Origin of the sequence: Pseudomonas syringae CC1557, from assembly GCF_000452705.1 — a bacterium.
In the GTDB taxonomy this organism is placed as follows: Bacteria; Pseudomonadota; Gammaproteobacteria; order Pseudomonadales; family Pseudomonadaceae; genus Aquipseudomonas; species Aquipseudomonas syringae_F.
This window is the reverse complement of record NZ_CP007014.1, coordinates 747155-769393: the sequence shown is the minus strand read 5'-3', so window position 1 is coordinate 769393 and position 22239 is coordinate 747155. Positions and strand designations below refer to the sequence as shown.

The window sequence follows — 22239 nt, the reverse complement described above, 5'->3', positions numbered from 1 at the left end:
ACTGCGACGCGGGGCGCGGGAACGATAGGCGATGAGCGCTACAGCCTCAAAGCCCCAGGCACGACAGCATAATGAACGTCGCGAACAGCACGAAATGGGTCATGCCTTCAATTGCATTGGTTTCGCCGTCGTTGAGGTTGATGGCAGACACCAGCAGGGTAATGAAGATCATCACCGTCTGCACCGGGGTCATGGCCATCTGGAACGGCTGGCCGCTGTAAAGCGCCATCGCTTCCATGACCGGAACCGTCAGAATCACCGTCGACAGCGACGCACCCAAAGCGATATTGACCACCGACTGCATGCGGTTGGCAAGGGCTGCGCGCAAGGCGGTCAGGATCTCCGGCGCAGCGGAAATCGCCGCGACCAGAATCGCGGTCATGACCGGCGGCGCACCCGTGCCTTCCAGGCCGAGGTCGACGGTCTTGGACATCACTTCAGCCAGCGCACCGATCACCACAACGCCGACTACCAGCGTGCCAATCGAACGGGGCAGATTGACGGGCTCATGCTCTTCGGCCTGACCCTGGCGCTTTTTCTTCTCCGGGTAGCTGTAGCTGAAGAAGTAACTGTGCGGCCCGACCTGCATGCGCAGGAACAAGGTGTAGAGCAGAACCATCGCGCCGATGGTGAACGCCGAATATATCTTCCAGTCACCCTCGGGAATGAACTCTGGCACGACCATGGAAACGCCCATGGCGGTCAGAATCATCACGCTGTAAGTGCGTGCCGAATCGTCGTTATACGATTGCTCGCCATGTTTGATACCGCCCATCAAGGCTGCCAGCCCCAGGATGCCGTTGATGTCGAGCATCACCGCCGAGTAAATCGTATCGCGCACCAGCGTCGGCGATGGCTCGTTGCTCATCATGATTGCCAGAATCACCACTTCGACCGTCACCGCCGACAGCGTAAGGATCATCGTCCCGTAAGGATCGCCGACTTTTTCCGCGAGCATCTCGGCGTGGTGCGCAACGCGCATCGAGGCGCAGACGATGAAGCCAACCAGCGCCAGACCGGAAACCAGTGCGACTACCTGGCCATTGCCCAGCAGCACGTGCTCCAGTGGGTAGGCGACGAACATGGCAATGATCGCCAGTAGCAGAAACTTTTCTTGCTTGAGCAATGCGCCCATTTTTTATTCCCCAAACCTTGCGACATCGCCGCGGATGTACATGAAGGTGGCCAACAGTGAAGCGTCTCAGAGTAGCGTGTGTGACAAAAGGTTTCATAAAATAGCCCGAATGAGAACCGCACCCACGCGTAAATGACTTTTGATCCCGTCGCCACGATGTGAAATAGTGCCCGCCATTTTCTTCGCGGCCTTATGGCACGCCTGTTTTTCACGATTCTGCTTCCGTTAGAAAGGACATACGCCATGCGTGCTTTTCAACTTCCGCATCTAATGGCTTGCGGCCTGCTGACCTTGCTGGCAAGCGCCGTACAGGCAGCGCCCATCGATATCGATGACGGCCAGCACAAAGTCCATCTGCCAGACACCCCCAAGCGCGTGGTGGTCCTGGAGTTTTCGTTTCTCGACGGGCTGGCTTCGGTCGGCGTTACACCCGTCGGTGCTGCCGACGATGGTGATGCCAGTCGCGTACTGCCCAAGGTGCGCAAAGCCGTGGGCGAGTGGCAATCAGTGGGGCTGCGCTCGCAACCCAATATCGAAGTGATCGCGCGGCTCAAGCCAGACCTGATCATTGCTGACCTGGGCCGCCATCAGGCGCTGTACAACGATCTGGCCAGCCTGGCGCCGACGCTGATGTTGCCGTCACGCGGCGAGGACTATCAGGGCAGCCTGAAATCGGCTGAACTGATCGGCAAGGCGCTGGGCAAGGGGCCGCAAATGCAGGCACGTATCGCGGAAAACAAACAGCACCTGAAGACCGTCGCCGAGCAGATCCCGGCCAATACCAACGTGCTGTTCGGGGTTGCCCGTGAAGACAGCTTCTCAGTGCATGGTCCGCACTCTTACGCTGGCAGCGTGTTGCAGGCCATCGGTTTGCAGGTGCCGGAAGTGCGCAAAGAGGCCGCGCCGACCGAGTTCGTCAGCCTGGAGCAACTGCTGGCGCTGGACCCTGGCTGGCTGCTGGTCGGCCATTATCGTCGCCCAAGCATTGTTGACAGCTGGAGCAAGCAGCCGCTGTGGCAGGTGCTTGGCGCGGTACGTAATAAACAGGTGGCCGAAGTCGATGGTGACAGCTGGGCGCGCAATCGCGGGATCATGGCGTCCGAACAGATCGCCGACGACGCGCTTGCCGTGCTCAAGGGCGGCAAGGCCGCGTTGAACCCTTAAATGCGCCGCTGGCTGATGGCAGGCGTTATCACGGCGACCTGTCTGGGGCTGTTCTGGGTATCGCTGTTCGCGCTGTCGTCGTTCAGCATCCGGCAAATCGATGCCTGGAACGGGCTGTTCACCTTGGGTCGCGAGGGCGGCAACATTGCCTACATCGTCGCGCAGTTGCGAGTGCCACGCGCCTTGTGCGCCGCACTGGTCGGCGCGTGTCTCGGCGTGGCAGGCGCGTTGATGCAAGGCATCACGCGTAATCGCCTGGCCTCGCCTTCCCTGTTCGGCGTCACGGCAGGTGCGGCACTGGGGCTGGCACTGTTTTCCACCGGGCTGGTCGCCCTGCCCTTCCCCGGTGGCGCACTGCTGATGACCTGCCTCGGCGGTGCGCTGGCCTGGATTACCGTGTTCAGCCTTGGCGGCGCATGGTCGCCTGCCACCACCCAAGGGCGATTGGTGCTGGCGGGCGTCGCAGTCGCCGCACTCTGCGCAGCCTTGACCCGTCTCACCGTGATTCTTGTCGAAGCCCAGGCGCAAAGCGTCCTTAACTGGCTGGCCGGTTCACTGGCCAATGTCGGTGCTGAGCAACTGCAACTGCTCTGGCCCTGCACGCTGATCGGCCTGGTGTTGGCGGTTGCCTGTGCGCCACGCCTGAACCTGATCAACCTCGGCGAAGACGCCGCCCGGTCGCTGGGTGTGCGCATCGGTGCCCTGCGGCTACTTGTGTTCGTGGTCAGCCTGCTACTCGTCGGAGCCAGTGTCTGTGCGGTCGGGCCGATTGGCTTTGTCGGCCTGATCGCGCCGAACATTGCCCGCCAATGGCTGGGCAATGACTACCGCTGGCTGATCCCGATCAGCGCCGGGCTGGGTGCGGCCATCGTCCTGGCGTCTGACCTGATCAGCCGCGCCGTGGCGTTCCCGGTGGAGACACCGGCCGGCGTGGTCACGGCATTGATCGGCGCGCCGTTCTTTTTGTTTCTGGCGAGGCGCGCGCTATGAATCAGCCCCGCTCACGATTGTTGTTGCTGATCACGCTGCTCGCGCTGGCCCTGCTGTTGAGCCTCAGCGCGGGTACTGTCTGGCTGACACCCGGTGCGGTGCTCGATCACCTGATCGCCCACGACAGCAAGGATTTTGAGGTCTGGAATCATCGCCTGCCACGCGGGCTGATTGCGATTCTGACCGGCTGCGCACTGGGCCTGGCTGGCGCCATCGTGCAAGGTGTGATTCGCAACCCGCTGGCCTCGCCGGAAATCCTTGGTGTAACCCAGGGCGCAGGGCTGGCGCTGACCATTGCGATCATCGGCCTGCCGCAACTACCAGTGGCCGCGCTGCCGTTCGTGGCGTGTCTGGGCGGCGCGGCGGGCGCACTGCTGCTGGCGCTGTACAACACCGGCGTACAGTTTTCCGGCGTGCGCTTCGCGCTGTCCGGGGTGGCGATCGCGGTCACGCTGTCGAGCGTCACCGAATTCCTGATCCTGGCCAATCCGCTGGACATCAACACTGCCCTGCTGGCGCTGACCGGCAGCTTGTGGAGCCGCAACTGGCACCATGTGTTGCTGGCCACGCCGCTTCTGCTGCTGATCCCGCTCAGCCTGCTGCTGGCCAAGCCCCTGAATCTGATCGGTCTTGGCGATGAGGCGGCGCAAAGCCTGGGCACCGGCCTCAAACGTACTCGCTGGCTGGCAATGGGCAGTGCCGTGCTGCTGACCAGTCTTGGCGTGGGCATCATCGGGCCGGTGAGTTTCGTCGGTCTGGTTGCGCCACACATGGCTCGCCGACTGGTGGGTGGGCATCATCAATACCTGTTGCCTGCGTCGATGGTATTGGGCGCATTGCTGCTGGTGCTGGCCGATACGCTGGGCCGCACGCTGATCGCCCCCAGTGAAATTCCCGCCGGAATTCTCACCGCTGTGATTGGCGCTCCGTATTTTCTCTGGCTGCTGGCCCGATTCAAAGGTTGAACCCATGAGCATTCTGAAGGCGCAGCACCTCGATATCGGTTACGGCAGCACGCGCATCGTGCAGGACCTGTCGTTCAGCCCGCCAGCGGGACAGGTTACCGCCCTGATCGGCCCTAACGGCTGCGGCAAATCCACGTTGCTCAAGGCGTTTGCACGAATTCTCACGCCGCAATCGGGCAGCCTTAGCCTGGATGGCAAAGCCTACAGCCAGTTGTCGGCCAGGGAACTGGCCTGCAAAGTCGCTTTTTTGCCGCAAGTGCTGCCGATTCCTGAAGGGGTCAGCGTGCGCCAACTGGTGGCGTACGGACGCAGCCCGCACAACAGTTTGTGGGGGCGCTTGAGCGGGGCCGATCAACACAGCGTCGATCAGGCCATGCAGCGCATGGAGCTGGAGACGCTGGCCGAGCGTCCGCTGTCAGATCTGTCCGGCGGGCAGCGCCAGCGCGCATGGCTGGCGATGATCCTTGCGCAAGACGCCGCCATCGTTCTGCTCGACGAACCGACCACCTACCTGGACATCAGCCATCAGGTCGAACTGCTGGACCTGATGCGTGAACTGAGTGCCGAAGGCAAAACGGTGATTACCGTGCTGCACGATATCAATCAGGCCTGCCGCTACGCCGACCATTTGGCGGTGATGCAGGGCGGGCGTCTGGTGACCTGCGGCGCACCCGGCGATGTACTGACCGCCGAGCTGGTCTGCCAGGTGTTCGATGTACAGGTGCAGATCATGCGCGAGCCGGTGGCCGGCACGCCGATGTGTATTGTCGAGCGCAGCACCCGCTGCACCAGTTAGCGGCGCAGCCCACCGCGCCTGCACCTTCCCGCTGCACTCCGGCTATACGCAACACTGCTCTTGATGCTCGCCGAAGGCAGCAGGAGCGACCGGGGCGGCGATCCGCATTGTTCGCCAAAAGGTCGGTACATTCTCCAAAAATACATCGTCTGAACTGCCTTCTTCGCGGACAAGTCCGCTCCTACCCACGCACTGTTGCTAGATGGTGAGCAAGCCAGCATCTTAAGTTGTCCTGTTGGTCAGTTATTTGCATTGCTGGGGGTATGCACTCCAACAAGACCGCAAGGAGCTAGACCCGATGCACCTGAGCAACCCACGTCGTCCCCTGAAAAAACTGCTGTGCGCCATGGCCGCCGTTGTCGGCATCGGCTCCAGCCTGCTCGCCTCGGCAGCCGATCCGCTGAAAGTCGGATTCGTCTATATCGGCCCTATCGGCGACCACGGCTGGACCTATCAGCACGAGCAGGGCCGCCAGGCGATGGTCAAGGCGCTGGGTGACAAGGTCAGCAGCAGCTACGTGGAGAACGTGCCGGAAGGTGCAGATGCCGAACGGGTGATTCGTAACATGGCCAAGGGTGGCTACGACCTGATTTTCAGCACCTCCTTCGGTTACATGAACCCGACCCTGAAAGTTGCCAAGCAATTTCCGAAAGTAAAATTCGAGCACGCGACCGGCTACAAGCAGGACAAGAACATGGGCACTTACCTGGCCCGCACCTACGAAGGCCGCTATGTCAGCGGTTACATCGCGGCGAAGATGACCAAGACCAAGAAGATCGGTTACGTCGCCTCGTTCCCGATCCCTGAAGTGCTGCGCGACATCGACGCCATCCAGCTGGCGCTGAACAAATACAATCCTGGCACCGAGATCAAAGTGGTATGGGTCAACTCGTGGTTCGATCCGGGCAAGGAAGCCGATGCCGCCAATGCGCTGATCGACCAGGGCGTGGACGTAGTATTCCAGCACACTGACAGCCCTGCTCCGATCCAGACGGCCGAGCGTCGTGGCGTCTATGCCGTAGGTTATGCCTCGGACATGGCGCACTTCGGGCCGAAAGCGGTATTGGCCTCGATCGTCAATAACTGGGGCCCGCATTACATTCAGGCAGCCGAGGGCGCCATCGCCGGCACCTGGAAGCCTCAGGATTACTGGGGTGGCCTGAAGGAAGGCACCGTCGAGTTGCCGATCAGCGACGTGGTGCCTGCGGACGTGAAGGCTGAGGCGCAGAAAATCATCGCCAGCATCGAAAGCGGCGAATTCCACCCGTTCACCGGCCCGATCAAGGACCAGAACGGCACGATCAAGATTGCTGACGGCGCGGTCGCGACCAACGCCGAGCTGGCGTCGATGAACTACTACGTTGAAGGCATCAAGGCCGAACTGCCTAAATAACCGGGTGGCGTCTGGTGCCCGTTGCGGCGGGCACGCTCATCGATACTGAACACCACAGAATTTCCAGGACCGGTTAATGGACCAGCTTCCCGTCATCGACATCAGCCCGCTTTACGGCGCAGATACCCAGGCGTGGCAAGCTGTTGCCACGCAAATCGACAGTGCCTGCCGGGAGTGGGGCTTTTTCTACATCAAAGGTCACCCGATTAGCGCAGAGCGCATCGAGCAGGTGCAATCCGCAGCCAAGGATTTCTTCGCACGGGATGCTGCCGAAAAGCTAAGCATCGATATCACCCAGAGCACACATCATCGCGGCTACGGCGCGATTGCCACCGAGCAACTGGACCCCAGCCTGCCGAGTGACCTGAAAGAAACCTTCGACATGGGCCTGCATATGGATGCCAATCATCCCGACGTGCTGGCCGGCAAACCGCTGCGCGGCCCCAATCGGCATCCACACATTCCCGGCTGGGAAAGCCTGATGGAGCAGCATTACCTGGACATGCAGGCGCTGGCGCAAACCCTGCTGCGCGCCATGACGCTGGCGCTGGGCATCGAGCGTGACTTCTTTGATCAGCGCTTCCAGGACCCGGTCAGTGTGCTGCGCATGATTCACTACCCGCCGCGCCACACGGCCACGTCAAGCGAGCAACAGGGCGCCGGCGCACACACCGATTATGGCTGTATCACCTTGTTGTATCAGGACACAGCAGGCGGTTTGCAGGTGCGCGATGTGCGCGGCGAATGGATCGACGCGCCGCCAGTCGATGGCACTTTCGTGGTCAACCTCGGGGACATGATGGCGCGCTGGAGCAACGACCGTTACCTGTCCACGCCGCACCGGGTCATCAGCCCGCTGGGCGTTGATCGCTATTCGATGCCGTTCTTCGCCGAGCCGCATCCAGACACCCGCATTGAATGTCTGCCCGGCTGCCAGAGCGCAACTCATCCGGCCCGCTATCCTGTAACGACCTGCGCCGAATTTCTGCTTTCACGCTTTGCCGACACTTACGCTTATCGTCGCGAACAGGAGGCAAGTTGAACGTTCGGTCAGGTTTTACCCTGCGCAGCGGCGTGCATCTGTAGAATGCCCGCGATCTGCACCTGATGAGAAAAGAATATGTACGACTGGTTGAACGCCCTGCCCAAGGCAGAACTGCACTTGCATCTTGAGGGCTCGCTGGAACCCGAGTTGCTGTTCGCCCTGGCCGAGCGCAACAAAATCGCCCTGCCATGGAATGACGTCGAAGCCCTGCGCAAGGCCTATGCCTTCAACAATCTGCAGGAATTCCTTGATCTGTACTACCGCGGCGCAGACGTGTTGCGCACCGAGCAGGACTTCTACGACCTGACCTGGGCTTACTTGCTGCGCTGCAAGGAACAGAACGTTATCCACACCGAACCGTTTTTTGACCCGCAAACCCACACTGACCGTGGTATTCCGTTTGAAGTGGTGCTGGCGGGGATTACCGGCGCGCTGAAAGACGGCAAGTCGAAGCTGGGTGTCGACAGCGGCTTGATCCTGAGCTTTCTGCGTCACCTGTCGCAGGAAGAAGCCGAAAAGACCCTCGACCAGGCGCTGCCGTTTCGTGATGCGTTTGTGGCCGTTGGCCTCGACAGCTCGGAAATGGGCCATCCGCCGAGCAAGTTCCAGCGCGTGTTTGATCGGGCGCGCAACGAAGGTTTCCTGACCGTGGCGCATGCGGGCGAAGAGGGCCCGCCAGAGTACATCTGGGAAGCGCTGGATCTGCTGAAAATTCAGCGTATCGACCATGGCGTGCGCGCTATCGAAGACGAGCGTCTGATGCAGCGCATCATCGACGAACAGATCCCGCTGACCGTCTGCCCGTTGTCCAACACCAAGCTGTGTGTGTTCGACGATATGGCGCAGCACAACATCCTCGACATGCTGGAACGCGGCGTGAAAGTCACCGTGAACTCGGACGACCCTGCCTACTTCGGCGGTTACGTGACCGAGAACTTCCACGCGCTGTATACGCACTTGGGCATGACCCAGGATCAGGCCAGCCGCCTGGCGCAAAACAGCCTGGATGCACGACTGATCAAGCCCTAGATAGTAATTGAGCAGGCTAAACCTATCGTTCCTCACGCTCCGCGCAGGAGTGCCTTGCGCGACGCTCTGCGTCGCAAGAGGACGCGGAGCATAGGCGCGATAGTGGTGGAGCAGGCTACACCTGCCGCTCCACTCACGCCGCGGCCGCTATCTTGCTGATTTCCCGCTGCCCGTTCGACGAGACCTGTAAGGTGCTGGATTCTTCGGTGGTGCGCAGCCAGCCCATCTGAATGAACAACTGCAACAGCCCAGCCCCCAATGCGCCGCCCAGATGCGGGCTGAGTTCGCTCCATTTCGGGCAGGCACAGACCGTTTCGCGCTTGCGCTGGGCAAGTGCCGGTATGTAGATACCGCGCTCGGCGAATCTGGCAACGCCCTTGCTGGTCACTGCGATGCGTTTCTCCTGTTGCTCGATCCAGCCCGCCCCCAATAGACGCTGATAAAGTTCGGCGGCCATTTCTCCGCCCAGATGATCGGAACAGATCCTTGCACGACGCAACGGCAACGGCGGAACGGACTGAGCCAAGCGGCGACTGATCTGATCGGCACTGGCTATTGACGCGCTGGCCAGCGCCTCCACCGCTGCGCCCACTTCAGGCGCGGCCAATCGAAAGAAACGCTTGCGCCCGCGTGTTTCCTGTTTCAACAGACCACCACTGGTCAGACGCGCAAGGTGTGCGCCCGCAGAGGAAGCGGAGAGCCCCGCCAGAATGGCAAGTTCCTCGGTAGAGCGAGCCGTCCCGTCCATCAAGGCCCATATCATTGCGCTACGCTTGGGATCAGCCAGCAACGTTGCTATCTGGCTGATGCAAGGTGCATATTCCATGTGTTCACTCCCTGTTGAAACATTCATCTGTCGAGATGAGCTAATGACAGCGATCACACTTTAATAAAGTTGAACGCGGCTTTAACTTGAAATGACAAGTATAAACTCTATGCCCTCCGGCCAAATTGAGTAAAAAACCATTCGTACAAACTGTTGTCTCGCAACTATTCGGAAAGCGCTTCGACGTTCTCTCGTGCCAGGCCATTGAACAGTTTGGCCCTTGATGGCTGAACAGCTCTATTCAAGGGCTTTGGGCCGTTATGCAAAGCAACAATTAAAAATACAAGCGCAACGCTCATGACAAAAATGCCAAAAGCGCTCAACAACAGCCCGTTTCTGTTTCATTCCTGTACAGGAATTTTGCATTTTTGAAATGCATTTAAATACTCTATTTTCCGACACTTCCGTAGGCTGTTTCCCCGCGTGGCGTAGCCGTTAAAACAAACCAACAGGCTACTGGCCTACAGCATGTTGCTTACAGCGCGACCTGAGCATATCCAGTAACAGATTGACCGGCTTACTGAGTTGCGCGCGATGTGCACACAGCAGGTTCAGCGGTGCGCGCTCGCCTTGCAAATCAGCCATCAGTACCTTGAGGCGCCCACCCCGCACATCCGCCGCGACATCCAGCCATGACTTGTACGCCACGCCCTCGCCAGCCACCGCCCAGCGACGCACCACGTCGGCGTCATCGCTGAAACGATTGCCACTGACGGTCAGGCTGATCTCGCGCTTGCCGTCATGCAGTGTCCAGCGGTCATGCACACGGTCACCGAGCATGAACAACAAGCAGTTATGCTGCGCCAGTTGTTCGACCTGCTGCGGTTCGCCGTGGCGCTGCAGATAACTCGGCGCGGCACACAGTACACGCCGGTTGTCAGGCAACACCGGTAATGCGACCAGGCTGGAATCCTCGGGTTCGCCGTACCGCAGTGCGACGTCCACGGGCTGACGAAACAGGTCCGCCATGCGATCACCCAGTAACAGCCGCACGCTCAGTTGCGGGTGCTGTTGCTGGAACTCGTCCAGCCACGGCAACAGCACATTGCGCCCAAGATCGGAAGGAGCCGACAGTTGCAGCACGCCCTCGCAGCGATCCTGACTGCTGGCCAGCAGACGTCGCCCTTCTTCCAGGCTGCTCAAAGCTGCGCGTGCGTATTCCAGAAAACCCTCACCTTCAGCAGTCAGGCGCAGGCTGCGGGTGGAACGCGCCAGCAAGCGAGCACCCAATTGCTGCTCAATGCGCTTGAGGGCCGCGCTGGCAACCGCTGCCGACAGGTCCATGACACGCGCCGCAGCCGACAGACTGCCCAGGTCGGCAGCACGCACAAACAACTGCAAGTCATCAAAACGCAGCATCGAACCCTCGTATTATCAAAAATAAATTGAAAGAGACTGCCGTTTTAGCGGGTTTTATCTTTACTGGAAATAGCTAATGATCCCTTCATCACTTTCCCTATGGAGGCCTCTGCCATGAAAGCCATTGCGTACTACCAGTCCCTGCCGATCAGCGACGCTCAGTCATTGCAGGATATCGAGCTGCCGGAGCCGGTCGCCGGCGAACGCGACCTGCTGGTCGAGGTGAAGGCCATTTCGGTCAACCCGGTGGACACCAAGATTCGCCAGAACGTCCAGCCCGAAGACGGCGCGGCCAAAGTGCTGGGCTGGGACGTCGCAGGTGTGGTGAAGGCCGTCGGCAGCCAGGTCACGTTGTTCAAGCCTGGCGACAAGGTATTTTATGCCGGTTCACTGACCCGCCCCGGCGCCAACAGCGAACTGCACGTTGTCGATGAGCGCATCGTAGGCCACATGCCCAAGACCCTGAGTTTTGCTCACGCGGCAGCGTTGCCATTGACTGCAATCACGGCCTGGGAGCTGCTGTTCGAGCGTCTTCAGGTTGCCCAGCAGAGAGGCGAAGGCTCGCAAAGCCTGTTGATCGTTGGCGCAGCAGGCGGCGTCGGTTCGATCCTGACCCAACTGGCACGGCAACTGACTTCGTTGAAAGTCATCGGCACAGCCTCTCGCCCCGAAACCGAACGCTGGGTTCGCGAGCTGGGCGCACACGAAGTACTGGACCATAGCAAGCCGTTGAGCGAAGAACTGAAGCGCGCTGGCCTGAATCAGGTGACCCATGTGGCGAGCCTGACGCAGACCGAACAGCACTTGGATCAATTGGTCGAAGCGCTCAAGCCGCAAGGCAAACTGGCGTTGATCGATGACCCCAAGGCGCTGGATGTGTCGAAGCTCAAGCGCAAGAGCCTCTCGCTGCACTGGGAGTTCATGTACACCCGGTCAATGTTTGAAACCGAGGACATGATCGAGCAGCACAACCTGCTTAATCGAGTGGCCGAGCTGATCGACGCCGGAACGCTGAAAACCACGTTCGGTGAACACTTCGGCAGCATCAACGCCGAGAACCTGCGCCGCGCTCACGCGCTGCTGGAAAGCGGCAAGGCCAAGGGCAAGGTCGTGCTTGAAGGCTTCTGAACCTGAAAGCGCTGGAGTCAGCCACGCACTGCGCGGCTGACTCCAGCGTCGTAGCGATCAGGCAGTTTTGAGCTGCGCATCCCGTTTTGCCTGCGCACGGCGTGTCAGCACCGAGATGATCACCGTCAGCACGCCGCACAGGCTGATGACCAACGCCATCGGCGTAGCCGTGCCGTCATGCAGCAAGCCGACCAGACTGGCGGCGATGGCGGCGACGCTGAATTGCAGACAGCCCAACAGTGCCGAGGCACTGCCCGCCCGCGCCCACTGCCCGTTCATGGCGCAGGCCGATGCGTTGGGGATGATGCAACCCAGGCTCGCCACGCAAATGAACAGCGGCACCAGCAACGGCCAGAGCGCTTCGGTGCGCAGCAAGCTGATCGCCAGCAAGACCAGCCCCGCCGCCAGGTAGATCCAGACCGTGCGCGACAGCAAAAACGCTGGGCCTGTCTTGCGCAGAATACGGGCGTTGATCTGCGCGACCAGAATAAAGCCCGCCGCATTCATTCCGAACAACCAGCCGTAGTGCTCGGCCGGTACGCCGTACAGTTTGATGAAGACGAACGGCGATCCGGCGACATAGGCAAACATACCGGCCATGGCGATGCCGCCTGTCATGGCATGACCAATGAACACCCCATCCTTGAACAGATTGGCGTACTGCCGAAACGCGCCACTCAACGGTTGACGCGGCGTGCTGGCAGGCATGCTTTCCGGCAGCCCCAACGCAACCGCTGTCAGGCATGCCCCACTGAACAATCCGAGGCTGACAAAGATCGACTGCCAACCGTAGGTGCTGACCAGTACGCCGCCGAGCATCGGGGCCAGAATCGGCGCCAGGCCCATGACCAGCATCAGTTGCGAAAAGACCTTGGCAGACTCGACGGCATTGCACTTGTCGCTGACAATCGCCCGCGACAGCACCATTCCGGCACAGCCTCCCAACGCCTGAACGAAGCGTGCAGCGATCAGCCATTCAAGACTCGGCGCAAACGCGCAGGCCACTGACGCCAGCATGAAAAGCGTGACGCCGACCAGCATTGGAATGCGCCGACCGAACCGATCAGCCACCGGGCCGTAAGCAAGTTGCCCCAGCGAAAGCCCCAGAAAGTAGGCCGCCAACGTCAACTGGATATGTTTTTCATCGGTCCCGAAATACGAGGCCATGGCTGGAAAGCCAGGAAGATAGAAGTCGATGGCCAGAGGGCCGAAGGCGCTCAATGAGCCCAAAATAAGGATCGTTCGTAGATTCATCAGGTGTCCATTCACAGATGCAGAGCAACGGGCTAGTTTACCCGGCTTACCTTGCACAGAACGACAGACAGGGGAATTAATTCAAAATTTTTCAGCGTGATTGCAGATACATAACCGGGGAAATCGACTGACCTCCCCCTTTTCGAATTATGCCAATTGCGCTTGATAACCCTCCTGATCGATCAGTCCGATAATCTGCTCCGGCGATAGGCTGCTCTGTACCTTTACCTGCTTGCTGGCCAGCTCGACCTGTACTTCAGCGGCTGCGTCTTCATGTTTGATCGCCTCGGTCACGGCGCGAACACAGTGCCCGCAGGTCATGCCTTGCACGTTGAATAACTGCATGAGATGTCTCCCTTGATGATGGACGCCAGCATCTTCAACCTTGTCATTGTGGCAAGGTCAAGTTTCTGTTGTTCCTGCCGGGCTGGCATTCAGCGTAATCGTGGGCCAAGCTGGTCATCAACGCTTATCTTGTATAGCCATCAACGTTTACATCAGGAGTATCAGCGATGCGCTGGTCAGCAGTGGGGCTCTTCAGCATTCTCGGTTTCTTGGCTATCGCACCCGCCACTCAGGCTGCTCAGGATTACGGCATCCTGATCATTTCCCGGGAGCGGCTGGAAGTGGCGACCTCCTGCGAGATCGGCATCTACGTCCAGAACCGCCTGGCCGGAAGGCTTTTTCAGGAAGACTCGGTATCTTTCAACCTGCCGCCTGGTGAGGTGTCTGTGCGTCTGACCACTCTTCGCGGCAATGTGGGAGGCTGCGAGGGCGGCATGGAGGCGCAGCGCAGCACCAAAATCCAGCTGCATGCCGGGGATATCCTCAAATACCGTATTGCCACTGACCTGAACGGGCTGTACCTCAAGAAAGCCGATCTCAACTATTGAATCGCGCTTGACCTTGCCCATGTGGCAAGGTTGATCCTTGTAGGTATCAGCCTCAGGGAGTGACAGACATGCAAGACACCACCACCTTCGACCTGCCGATCAGCGGCATGACCTGCGCCAGCTGCGCCGGTCGGGTCGAGCGTGCCTTGGCGAAAGTACCAGGGGTCAACAGCGTGACAGTCAATCTGGCCAATGAGCGCGCCCATGTGACGAGCGCACCCCACATCGATCCGCGGACCCTGGTCGACGCCGTCAGTCGTGCAGGCTATGGCGCAACGCTGGTTCAGGACCGTCACGCTGAAGCCGATAAAAAGCGCCGCCACCTGCACCGTGAACGCTGGGCCTTGCTGCTGGCTATTGCACTGGCGCTGCCGTTGATCACCCCGATGCTACTGACGTCGCTGGGCGTGCACTGGATGTTGCCCGCCTGGGCTCAGTTCGCGATGGCGACCCCGGTGCAATTCATTCTGGGCGCGCGTTTTTACGTGGCCGCCTGGAAGGCCGTGCGGGCGGGGGCGGGCAACATGGACCTGCTGGTGGCCATCGGCACCAGCGCAGGCTACGGCCTGAGTGTCTACCAGTGGTTGAGCGCCTCGCCCGGCACTGCGCCGCATCTGTACTTCGAAGCCTCGGCGGTGGTCATCGCACTGGTGTTGCTGGGTAAATACCTGGAAAGCCGTGCAAAACGCCAGACCGCCAGCGCCATTCGTGCGCTTGAAGCGTTGCGCCCGGATCGCGCCCTGCGTTTGATAGACGGCATTGAGCGTGATGTTGCGATCAGCGAACTTCGGCTTGACGACGCAGTGCTGGTCAAGCCTGGCGAACGTTTCCCGGTAGACGGGGAAGTGATCGAGGGCCGAAGTCATGCTGACGAAGCGCTGATCACCGGTGAAAGCCTGCCGGTGGCCAAACAGCCCGGCGATAGAGTCACCGGGGGCGCCATCAACGGTGAAGGTCGCTTGTTGATTAAAACTACGGCGCTGGGAGCGGAAACCGTCCTGGCACGCATCATTCGCCTGGTTGAAGACGCACAGGCGGGCAAGGCACCGATTCAGCGGCTGGTGGATAAAGTCAGCCAGGTGTTTGTGCCGACCGTGCTGGTGATCGCCTTGTGTACCCTGGCGGGTTGGCTATTGGTCGGTGCGTCCCTCGAAGTGGCGCTGATCAATGCCGTCGCCGTGCTGGTGATCGCCTGCCCCTGCTCTCTGGGCCTGGCAACGCCAACGGCGATCATGGCCGGGACCGGTGTGGCGGCGCGCTACGGCATTCTGATCAAGGACGCCGAAGCATTGGAACGCGCCCATGACGTCGATGCCGTGGTGTTCGACAAAACCGGCACACTGACCTCAGGCACGCCGCGCATCACCAACATGAGCGCGGTACTGGGCAACGAAGAGCACCTGTTGCAACTGGCGGGCGCGCTGCAACGCGGCAGCGAACACCCCTTGGCCGAGGCCGTGCTGGACGTCTGCCATGAATGGCAACTCAGACTCGATCCGGTTGAAAACAGCCACGCCCTGAGCGGACGCGGTATTGCCGGTACTGTTCAGGGCCGTGAACTGGCGCTGGGCAATCGACGCATGCTGGACGAAAGCGGCCTGCCCATGGGCGAACTGGCCGAGTCCGCACGTATCTGGGAAGCCGACGGGCGAACGCTGTCCTGGCTGATAGAGCAGGCTCCGGAGCCGAAAGTCATCGGCATGTTCGCCTTCGGTGACACGCTGAAACCCGGAACGGACCAGGCGATCAGGGAACTGACCGCGCGCGGCATCACCAGCCATCTGCTGACCGGCGATAACCGGGGCAGCGCTCAGGTGGTTGCCAAAGCGCTGGGCATACAGGATGTACACGCCGAGGTGCTGCCTGCCGACAAGGCGGCTACAGTCAATCAGTTGAAAAGCAACCATGTGGTGGCCATGGTCGGCGACGGCATCAACGATGCACCGGCGCTGGCGGCGGCTGACGTCGGCATTGCGATGGGCGGCGGGACGGATGTCGCGATGCATGCGGCGGGCATCACGCTAATGCGCGGCGACCCACGACTGGTGCCGGCCGCGCTGGACATCAGCCGTCGGACCTACGCCAAGATCCGCCAGAATCTGTTCTGGGCATTTGTCTACAACCTGATCGGCATTCCGCTCGCCGCGTTCGGCTATCTCAACCCAGTCCTGGCTGGCGCGGCCATGGCGCTGTCCAGCGTCAGCGTAGTCAGTAACGCCCTGCTGCTGAAGACCTGGAAACCGCGCAACTTGGAGGACGCACCATGAACATCGGTCAGGCAGCGAAGAGCAGCGGTTTGAGCGCGAAGATGATCCGTTATTACGAATCCATCGGCCTGCTGAAGGCGGCCCATCGCAGCGACAGTGGCTATCGCCTGTACAGCACAGAAGACCTGCACACGCTGGCGTTCATCAAGCGTTCGAGAGACCTTGGGTTTTCACTGGAAGAAGTCGGCAAACTGCTGACCCTCTGGCAAGACCGCCAACGCGCCAGCGCTGACGTCAAGGCGCTGGCCCGTCAGCACATAACCGAACTGAACCGCAAGATCAACGAACTGGCCAGCCTGCGCGACACGCTTCAGGAACTGGTGGAACACTGCCAGGGCAACGACCGCCCGGACTGCCCGATCCTCAAGGATCTGGCGTCGGGTGGCTGTTGTTGATGGGTGCCGACGCGGAGCGTCACACGATAGTTGAGGTTATCGTTCAAATCCTCACGCTACCGTTTTACTGCATCCACGGCGGTGGCGGTTCTTCGGTGGATTTGCTCGGCGGTGCGTCGTCTGCTGCACGGGCTGCCTGGCGGCGGGCTTCGTCGAGACGGGCGGCTTCGATTTCGCGCAGTACGCCGCCCACATCGGCTTCGTCCTCCGGCTCGTCGAACTCGCCGGTCAACACCGTGGTTGGCGACAGGGTGCCAGCCTCGTAGTACGACCACATTTCCTTGGCGTACCTGGTACTGCGCAGCTCCGGCGCAAAGCGACCGAAGTACAGAGCCATGTTGCCGACGTCGCGCTCCAGCATGCTGAACGCGTGGTTGTTGCCTGCGGCATCGACCGCTTGCGGCAGGTCGATAATCACCGGACCGGACGGCGCCAGCAGCACGTTGAACTCGGAAAGGTCACCGTGCACCAGACCGGCACACAACATCAGCACGATTTGCTCGATCAGGAACGCGTGATACTCACGCGCCTGATCCGGCTCCAACACCACGTCGTTCAGGCGCGGGGCTGCATCGCCGTACTCGTCGGCGACCAGTTCCATCAGCAATACGCCTTCCAGGAAGTCATACGGCTTGGGCACGCGGACACCCGCGCTGGCCAGACGAAACAGTGCAGCCACCTCGGCGTTCTGCCAGGCGTCTTCGGTTTCCTTGCGGCCAAACTTGGAACCCTTGGCCATGGCCCGGGCCTGTCGACTGTTACGTACCTTACGACCTTCCTGATACTCGGCCGCCTGACGGAAACTGCGTTTGTTGGCCTCCTTGTAAACCTTGGCGCACCGCAGCTCATTGCCACAGCGCACCACATAAACAGCTGCCTCTTTACCACTCATGAGCGGGCGCAGCACCTCGTCGACCAGACCGTCTTCGATCAGGGGTTCAATGCGTTTAGGAGTTTTCATCAGCTTTTATTGTGGGTCCTTTGTTGCCAGATACGCGATTGTTGCCGTTATACGGCAATCTTCCGCTAGCGAGTAGGGGTAGAGCCTTTTGGATTGAAGGGTTTTTTAAGAAAAAACCGCGCAATGCCCCGGTTCAAGCACCTTTCGTGCCGTACGGCAGGTGAAAGATATTCCGGGACAAAATGTACTGTCGTAGGAAAAGACCACACATGACGCCTCATTAGCGCCCGCGCAACTTGCCTCACTACTTGAACAAAGCATCATCCGAATGCCCCGGCAATCCCTCGAACGCAGCGCCCACACAGCCGCGCGGTATTGGTTACACTTACGCGCTGTTGCAGTGCAGAACCTGAAAAAGACAGTCGCGCGCCAACTCGCCTTACGGCCCTGTGTCGCAACACAGCGTCGGGCAGGTTAGCCTGCACACATTCCTGATTAGAAAAGTTGTCCGAGCCCGCTATGCAATCACTCAAACACTTCAAACGCGTCGCCACCGACTGGTTCCTGTGGGGCATGGTGCTGGCAACAGTCCTCGCCTATTTCTTCCCGCGTTTCGGGGCCACAGGCGGCACCATGCACGCCGAATACGTCATCAATACCGGTGTGTTCGTGGTGTTCTTTCTGCACGGCGTGAACCTGTCCAGCGAGCAGATCAAGCGAGGCCTGAGCAACTGGCGCCTGCATGTGATGATCCAGACGTTCACCTTTGTGGTGTTCCCGCTGATCTGGCTGGCCTGCGACAAACTGCTGGGCTCGCATGTCCCCGCCCTGCTGATGCTGGGTTTCCTCTACCTGTGTGCCCTGCCCTCGACCATCTCGTCGTCGGTGGCACTGACCGGCAGCGCGGGCGGTAACGTTCCGGCAGCGATTCTCAACGCCAGCATGTCCAGCGTCATCGGGATTTTCATCACGCCGTGGCTGGTGAGCCTGGTGGTCGGCAGTGGCGCTGGCGGCATCGATCTGGGCGATACACTGTTGAGCCTTTGCGCACTGCTCCTGCTGCCACTGATTCTGGGCCAGATGCTGCGACCGCTGCTGGGCAAATTCTTCGCACGCCACAAGAAGACCACTAACCTGATCGACAAATCGGTGATTCTGCTGCTGGTCTACGCGGCGTTCTGCAACTCGATGATCTCCGGTATGTGGCAGAGCCAGGGCAACAGTGTGATCCTGACCGCCTTCATCGGCACCGCGCTGCTGCTGGCGGTGATTCTGTTGCTGACCACGCGCACCGCGCGGGCGCTCAAGTTCGACCATGCAGACAAGGTCGCGGCGGTATTTTGCGCCACCAAGAAGTCGCTGGCAGCCGGTGCGCCGATGGCAGCGTTGATTTTCAGCGGCAATCCGGGGCTGGGCCTGATCCTGCTGCCGATCATGATTTATCACCCGATGCAACTGATCGTCTGTTCGGTGATTGCCGAAAGCTACGCCAGCCGCCATCGCCAGCAGCTCTCGGAGGCTGCGCTGGAAGACGCGCGCGCCGCCTGACAGGCACTACATCAGCGCGTCATCATCAAGCGTGACGCGCGCATAGAAAATGATCGCCACGGTGGGGATCAGCGCTGAATAACCGGGCCTGAGTGCAGTACCGAAGTGTGTCAGTAAACGCTGCACAGGAGCCTGGCGAATGGCGCTCAGCAACCCCTTGATCGAGCCGGGGGCCTTTTCGGGCTGCGCGGGCGGGTCAGGCAGTGCGGGCTTGAAAAACGCCGCCACCGTCAGGCGCTCGGCCAATGTATCGACATGAGCCGCGTACACCTCCCAACTCAACGCCCTGACACTGGCGCGAGGCATTTGCACCAACGGATGCGCGCTGTTGAACGCCTGCCGGAAGAAGGTCTTGAGCAGAAGCTCTTCTACCTCGACCACCGTCGCGCAGTGATGCAGCGCATCGTCCAGACCATATTGCCGCGCAAGCATGCCCAGCACCCGCGTATAGGGCACGCCACGACGCCGGGCGGCGTTGATCAGAAAGTGTCCGGCGACCAGCTGGAATTCGCGTACGAATGCATACGTGCGGTCCGCTTCGGTTTCCTTGAGACGGGTCCAGCGGCTACTGCGCAGATGCTTGATCGCTGCATCCAGCACGTAATCCGGCGAGCGCGCCAGAACCTCGTGCAGCCAAGTGTCCTGCAGGACCGGATCACGGGTCGTTGTCGGCAGAACCGCTACGCCCGTTTCCAGCCCTTCACAGCCGCTGAACCCGGTCGCGATCAGCACTTCCTGCAAGCGTCGCCAGTAATGGTGATGGCGGTAGCCAGGCATGCGCACGTTTTCAAAATGCTCGACCGGCGTGCGCCCCAGGCTTCTCTCGCCCAAGTTCAGCAACAGCACATGGTCTTCACTGGAATACGCGTTGATCAGCCGTCCACTGATTCTGCGCTTGAGCACCTGTGCCTCGGCGGCAGTGATGCGCACCGCGGCGGCCATCAGCAGTACATCGACGATCACCAGGCCGTGTTCGAGGGGGTGTTCAAAGTTCTTTAGTGCACTGACCAGCAGTCGGCCACCCAGCGAATGGCCGATCAGATTGACGCGTTTTACACCCGGATGATGCTCGAACAGGTAGCGATCCAGCTGTGCCAGCAACACTTTACCCATGTCGCGGGCTCGGTTGCGGATACGCGCAAAATGAACCACCCGGTCTCCCGCAAGCGCCGCCGCACCAGCCAGCGGATGCACACGAGCAGCCGCCATCAACAGGCCGCGAGAGCGGTTATCCATTTGCGTGAAATGGCTCGACGGCCAGAAGGCGAGGATATTCACGCTGTGGCGCAAGGCACCGGGGATGCTGTTGGCCAGCATGCGCCGGTCATCCAGATCATGACCGGACGAATAGCCGTGAATGAAGACGTTGGCGACCTCGCCCGCGGTCTTGGGCAAGGTCAGAAACTTGAAATGATTGTCCACGTTGTCCTGTTACGCATGGGCGGGTTGCGCGCTCAATGTTTAACGATAAAGCGTTTGGCGATCAACATGATCAGTCGCAGGCAGAACATGATCCCGGTCACGGCGATCACCCATTTGGCAGCCAGCAGAAAATACCCTTCGATGTCATCGGAGACCAGCCCCACCAGCAGCCCCATCCCGCCGATCAGCAGACCAATCAGCGCGAGGCCGACGTAAGGCCGCAACCAGCGAGTCCGCGAGCCTTTATCGAACAGATAGAGCACGGCACCGATCAGGATCAGAAGTACCGATATACCGATAATGAGCCCCATGTTTTACCTCGACGTTACCGGCCAGTAGCTTGATCATCCCACGCACGGGTGTGACGCTCCGCGTCCGATCTTGACTGCGCAGCGCAACGCGCACGCGGATTATGCCCACGCGCCCGCCATTTGCCTAACGTTCCAGAATTGCCGTTACGCCCTGGCCGCCCGCGGCGCAGATCGAGATCAAGCCGCGTCCGCTGCCTGCGGCGTCGAGCAGTTTGGCCAGGTTGGCGACAATCCGGCCACCAGTGGCGGCGAACGGGTGGCCAGCGGCAAGCGAGCTGCCTTTGACATTCATTTTGCTGCGATCAATCGATCCAAGCGGCGCGTCCAGTCCAAGGCGGGTTTTGCAGTACTCGGCGTCTTCCCACGCCTTGAGCGTACACAGCACCTGAGCCGCAAACGCTTCGTGAATCTCGTAATAATCAAAATCCTGAAGCGTCAGCCCGTTGCGCGCCAGCAAACGCGGCACGGCGTAGACCGGTGCCATTAGCAGCCCTTCCGCCCCCTTGGCGAAATCCACTGCCGCCGCCTCGCCATCACGCCAGTAAGCCAGCACCGGCAAGCCCCGCTCGCGAGCCCACTCTTCACTGGCCAACAACACCACCGACGCCCCATCGGTCAGCGGCGTCGAGTTACCCGCCGAAAGCGTGCCCTTGGCGCTACGCTCGAACGCTGGCTTGAGGCTGGCCAGTTTTTCCAGGGTCAGGTCCGGGCGCAGGTTGTTGTCGCGGATCAACCCAAGGTACGGAGTCATCAGATCATCCTGCCAGCCTTCGGCATAAGCAGCGGCCATTTTCAGGTGACTCTCCAGCGCCAGTTGATCCTGGGCTGAGCGCTCTATGCCCCAGGTCTGCGCCATGAGTTCGCAGTGCTGCCCCATGGACAGACCCGTACGAGGCTCGCCGTTGCGCGGCAGTTCCGGTTTGAGGTGATGCGGGCGCAATTGCAGCAGGGCCTTGAGCTTGTCACCCGGTGTTTTGGCGCGATTGACCTGCAACAGAATCCTGCGCAGCCCTTCATTGACGCCGATCGGCGCATCGGACGTCGTGTCCACCCCTCCGGCAATGCCGCACTCGATCTGCCCCAACGCAATTTTGTTGGCCACCAGCAACGCAGCCTCCAGCCCGGTGCCACAAGCCTGCTGAATGTCATAGGCGGGCGTCTGCGCAGACAGTCGCGAGCCCAGCACGCATTCGCGGGTCAGGTTGAAGTCTCTGGAGTGCTTGAGCACTGCCCCTGCCACCACTTCGCCCATGCGCAACCCGTGCAGGTTGAACCGCTCGATCAGGCCTTCGAGCGCCGCCGTGAGCATGTTCTGATTGCTGGCCGTGGCGTAAGGACCATTGGAGCGAGCAAACGGAATGCGGTTGCCGCCGACGATGGCGACCCGACGTGGATGCGTCATGGAAAACTCCCTTTCT

At 60.4% G+C, this 22239-nt stretch carries 21 protein-coding genes; 12 read left to right on the top strand and 9 right to left on the bottom strand.

The window, feature by feature from the left end; translation table 11 throughout:
* Window positions 1-46: 46 nt before the first annotated feature.
* Window positions 47-1135: a calcium:proton antiporter gene (locus N018_RS03705; protein ID WP_024646228.1), complete on the bottom strand. Its 1089-nt coding sequence runs from the start codon at window positions 1133-1135 to the stop codon at window positions 47-49.
* Window positions 1136-1378: 243 nt separating this feature from the next.
* Here N018_RS03705 and N018_RS03700 point away from each other — a divergent pair, with 243 nt between their 5' ends.
* From N018_RS03700 to N018_RS03670, 7 genes are all read left to right on the top strand, one after another.
* Window positions 1379-2299, top strand: a complete 921-nt coding sequence (locus N018_RS03700) for a Fe(3+) dicitrate ABC transporter substrate-binding protein FecB (protein WP_025388867.1) — start codon at window positions 1379-1381, stop codon at window positions 2297-2299.
* Window positions 2300-3289, top strand: coding sequence for an iron-dicitrate ABC transporter permease FecC (gene fecC / locus N018_RS03695; protein ID WP_025388866.1), 990 nt, complete (start codon window positions 2300-2302; stop codon window positions 3287-3289).
* Complete coding sequence (locus tag N018_RS03690) at window positions 3286-4254, top strand: FecCD family ABC transporter permease (protein ID WP_024646225.1); 969 nt, start codon at window positions 3286-3288, stop codon at window positions 4252-4254. Before fecC ends, N018_RS03690 begins: the two co-directional genes overlap by 4 nt.
* A 4-nt stretch (window positions 4255-4258) precedes the next feature.
* Complete coding sequence (gene fecE / locus N018_RS03685; RefSeq protein ID WP_024646224.1) at window positions 4259-5050, top strand: Fe(3+) dicitrate ABC transporter ATP-binding protein FecE; 792 nt, start codon at window positions 4259-4261, stop codon at window positions 5048-5050.
* Between the two features lie 298 nt (window positions 5051-5348).
* Window positions 5349-6443 carry a BMP family ABC transporter substrate-binding protein gene (locus tag N018_RS03680; RefSeq protein ID WP_025388865.1) on the top strand — a complete coding sequence of 365 codons (1095 nt, stop codon included), beginning with the start codon at window positions 5349-5351 and terminating at the stop codon, window positions 6441-6443.
* 76 nt (window positions 6444-6519) lie between these two features.
* Window positions 6520-7485 (top strand): 2-oxoglutarate and iron-dependent oxygenase domain-containing protein, encoded by a 966-nt coding sequence (locus N018_RS03675; RefSeq protein WP_024646222.1) that lies wholly within the window; start codon window positions 6520-6522, stop codon window positions 7483-7485.
* A gap of 78 nt (window positions 7486-7563) precedes the next feature.
* Window positions 7564-8517, top strand: a complete 954-nt coding sequence (locus N018_RS03670; protein ID WP_025388864.1) for an adenosine deaminase — start codon at window positions 7564-7566, stop codon at window positions 8515-8517.
* Between the two features lie 133 nt (window positions 8518-8650).
* On the opposite strand, the gene N018_RS03665 is transcribed toward N018_RS03670, so the two are convergent.
* Both N018_RS03665 and N018_RS03660 read right to left on the bottom strand, forming a co-directional pair.
* Window positions 8651-9343 (bottom strand): ArsR/SmtB family transcription factor, encoded by a 693-nt coding sequence (locus tag N018_RS03665; RefSeq protein WP_024646220.1) that lies wholly within the window; start codon window positions 9341-9343, stop codon window positions 8651-8653.
* 453 nt (window positions 9344-9796) lie between these two features.
* Entirely contained in the window at window positions 9797-10702 is a 906-nt protein-coding gene (locus N018_RS03660; RefSeq protein WP_038400958.1) for a LysR family transcriptional regulator, read from the bottom strand.
* Window positions 10703-10816: 114 nt separating this feature from the next.
* Here N018_RS03660 and N018_RS03655 point away from each other — a divergent pair, with 114 nt between their 5' ends.
* Window positions 10817-11830: a zinc-binding alcohol dehydrogenase family protein gene (locus tag N018_RS03655; protein WP_024646219.1), complete on the top strand. Its 1014-nt coding sequence runs from the start codon at window positions 10817-10819 to the stop codon at window positions 11828-11830.
* A 57-nt stretch (window positions 11831-11887) separates the two neighbouring features.
* Here N018_RS03655 and N018_RS03650 read toward each other — a convergent pair whose 3' ends face one another.
* Entirely contained in the window at window positions 11888-13084 is a 1197-nt protein-coding gene (locus N018_RS03650) for a multidrug effflux MFS transporter (RefSeq protein WP_024646218.1), read from the bottom strand.
* Between the two features lie 147 nt (window positions 13085-13231).
* Window positions 13232-13429, bottom strand: a complete 198-nt coding sequence (locus N018_RS03645) for a heavy-metal-associated domain-containing protein (protein ID WP_024646217.1) — start codon at window positions 13427-13429, stop codon at window positions 13232-13234.
* 167 nt (window positions 13430-13596) lie between these two features.
* Between N018_RS03645 and N018_RS03640 the strand changes: the two genes are divergently transcribed.
* From N018_RS03640 to cueR, 3 genes are all read left to right on the top strand, one after another.
* Entirely contained in the window at window positions 13597-13977 is a 381-nt protein-coding gene (locus N018_RS03640) for a hypothetical protein (RefSeq protein ID WP_024646216.1), read from the top strand.
* A gap of 68 nt (window positions 13978-14045) precedes the next feature.
* A complete protein-coding gene (locus N018_RS03635) occupies window positions 14046-16244 on the top strand; it encodes a heavy metal translocating P-type ATPase (protein ID WP_025388863.1) in 2199 nt (732 codons plus the stop codon).
* Window positions 16241-16639, top strand: coding sequence for a Cu(I)-responsive transcriptional regulator (gene cueR, locus N018_RS03630; protein ID WP_024646214.1), 399 nt, complete (start codon window positions 16241-16243; stop codon window positions 16637-16639). The genes N018_RS03635 and cueR overlap by 4 nt, the downstream gene beginning before the upstream one ends.
* A 64-nt stretch (window positions 16640-16703) precedes the next feature.
* On the opposite strand, the gene N018_RS03625 is transcribed toward cueR, so the two are convergent.
* Window positions 16704-17600: a PA4780 family RIO1-like protein kinase gene (locus N018_RS03625; protein ID WP_024646213.1), complete on the bottom strand. Its 897-nt coding sequence runs from the start codon at window positions 17598-17600 to the stop codon at window positions 16704-16706.
* Window positions 17601-18059: 459 nt separating this feature from the next.
* On the opposite strand from N018_RS03625, the gene N018_RS03620 reads away from it, so the two are divergent.
* Window positions 18060-19088 (top strand): bile acid:sodium symporter family protein, encoded by a 1029-nt coding sequence (locus N018_RS03620; protein ID WP_025388862.1) that lies wholly within the window; start codon window positions 18060-18062, stop codon window positions 19086-19088.
* A 6-nt stretch (window positions 19089-19094) separates the two neighbouring features.
* On the opposite strand, the gene N018_RS03615 is transcribed toward N018_RS03620, so the two are convergent.
* The 3 genes from N018_RS03615 to N018_RS03605 all read right to left on the bottom strand — a co-directional run bounded on the left by N018_RS03615 (window position 19095) and on the right by N018_RS03605 (window position 22223).
* The gene (locus N018_RS03615; RefSeq protein ID WP_025388861.1) at window positions 19095-20510 is read right to left on the bottom strand and encodes a DUF726 domain-containing protein; all 1416 of its coding nucleotides are present in this window, start codon (window positions 20508-20510) and stop codon (window positions 19095-19097) included.
* Between the two features lie 32 nt (window positions 20511-20542).
* Window positions 20543-20821 (bottom strand): hypothetical protein, encoded by a 279-nt coding sequence (locus N018_RS03610; protein ID WP_024646210.1) that lies wholly within the window; start codon window positions 20819-20821, stop codon window positions 20543-20545.
* Window positions 20822-20945: 124 nt separating this feature from the next.
* Complete coding sequence (locus tag N018_RS03605; RefSeq protein WP_025388860.1) at window positions 20946-22223, bottom strand: acetyl-CoA C-acetyltransferase; 1278 nt, start codon at window positions 22221-22223, stop codon at window positions 20946-20948.
* Window positions 22224-22239 lie beyond the last annotated feature (16 nt).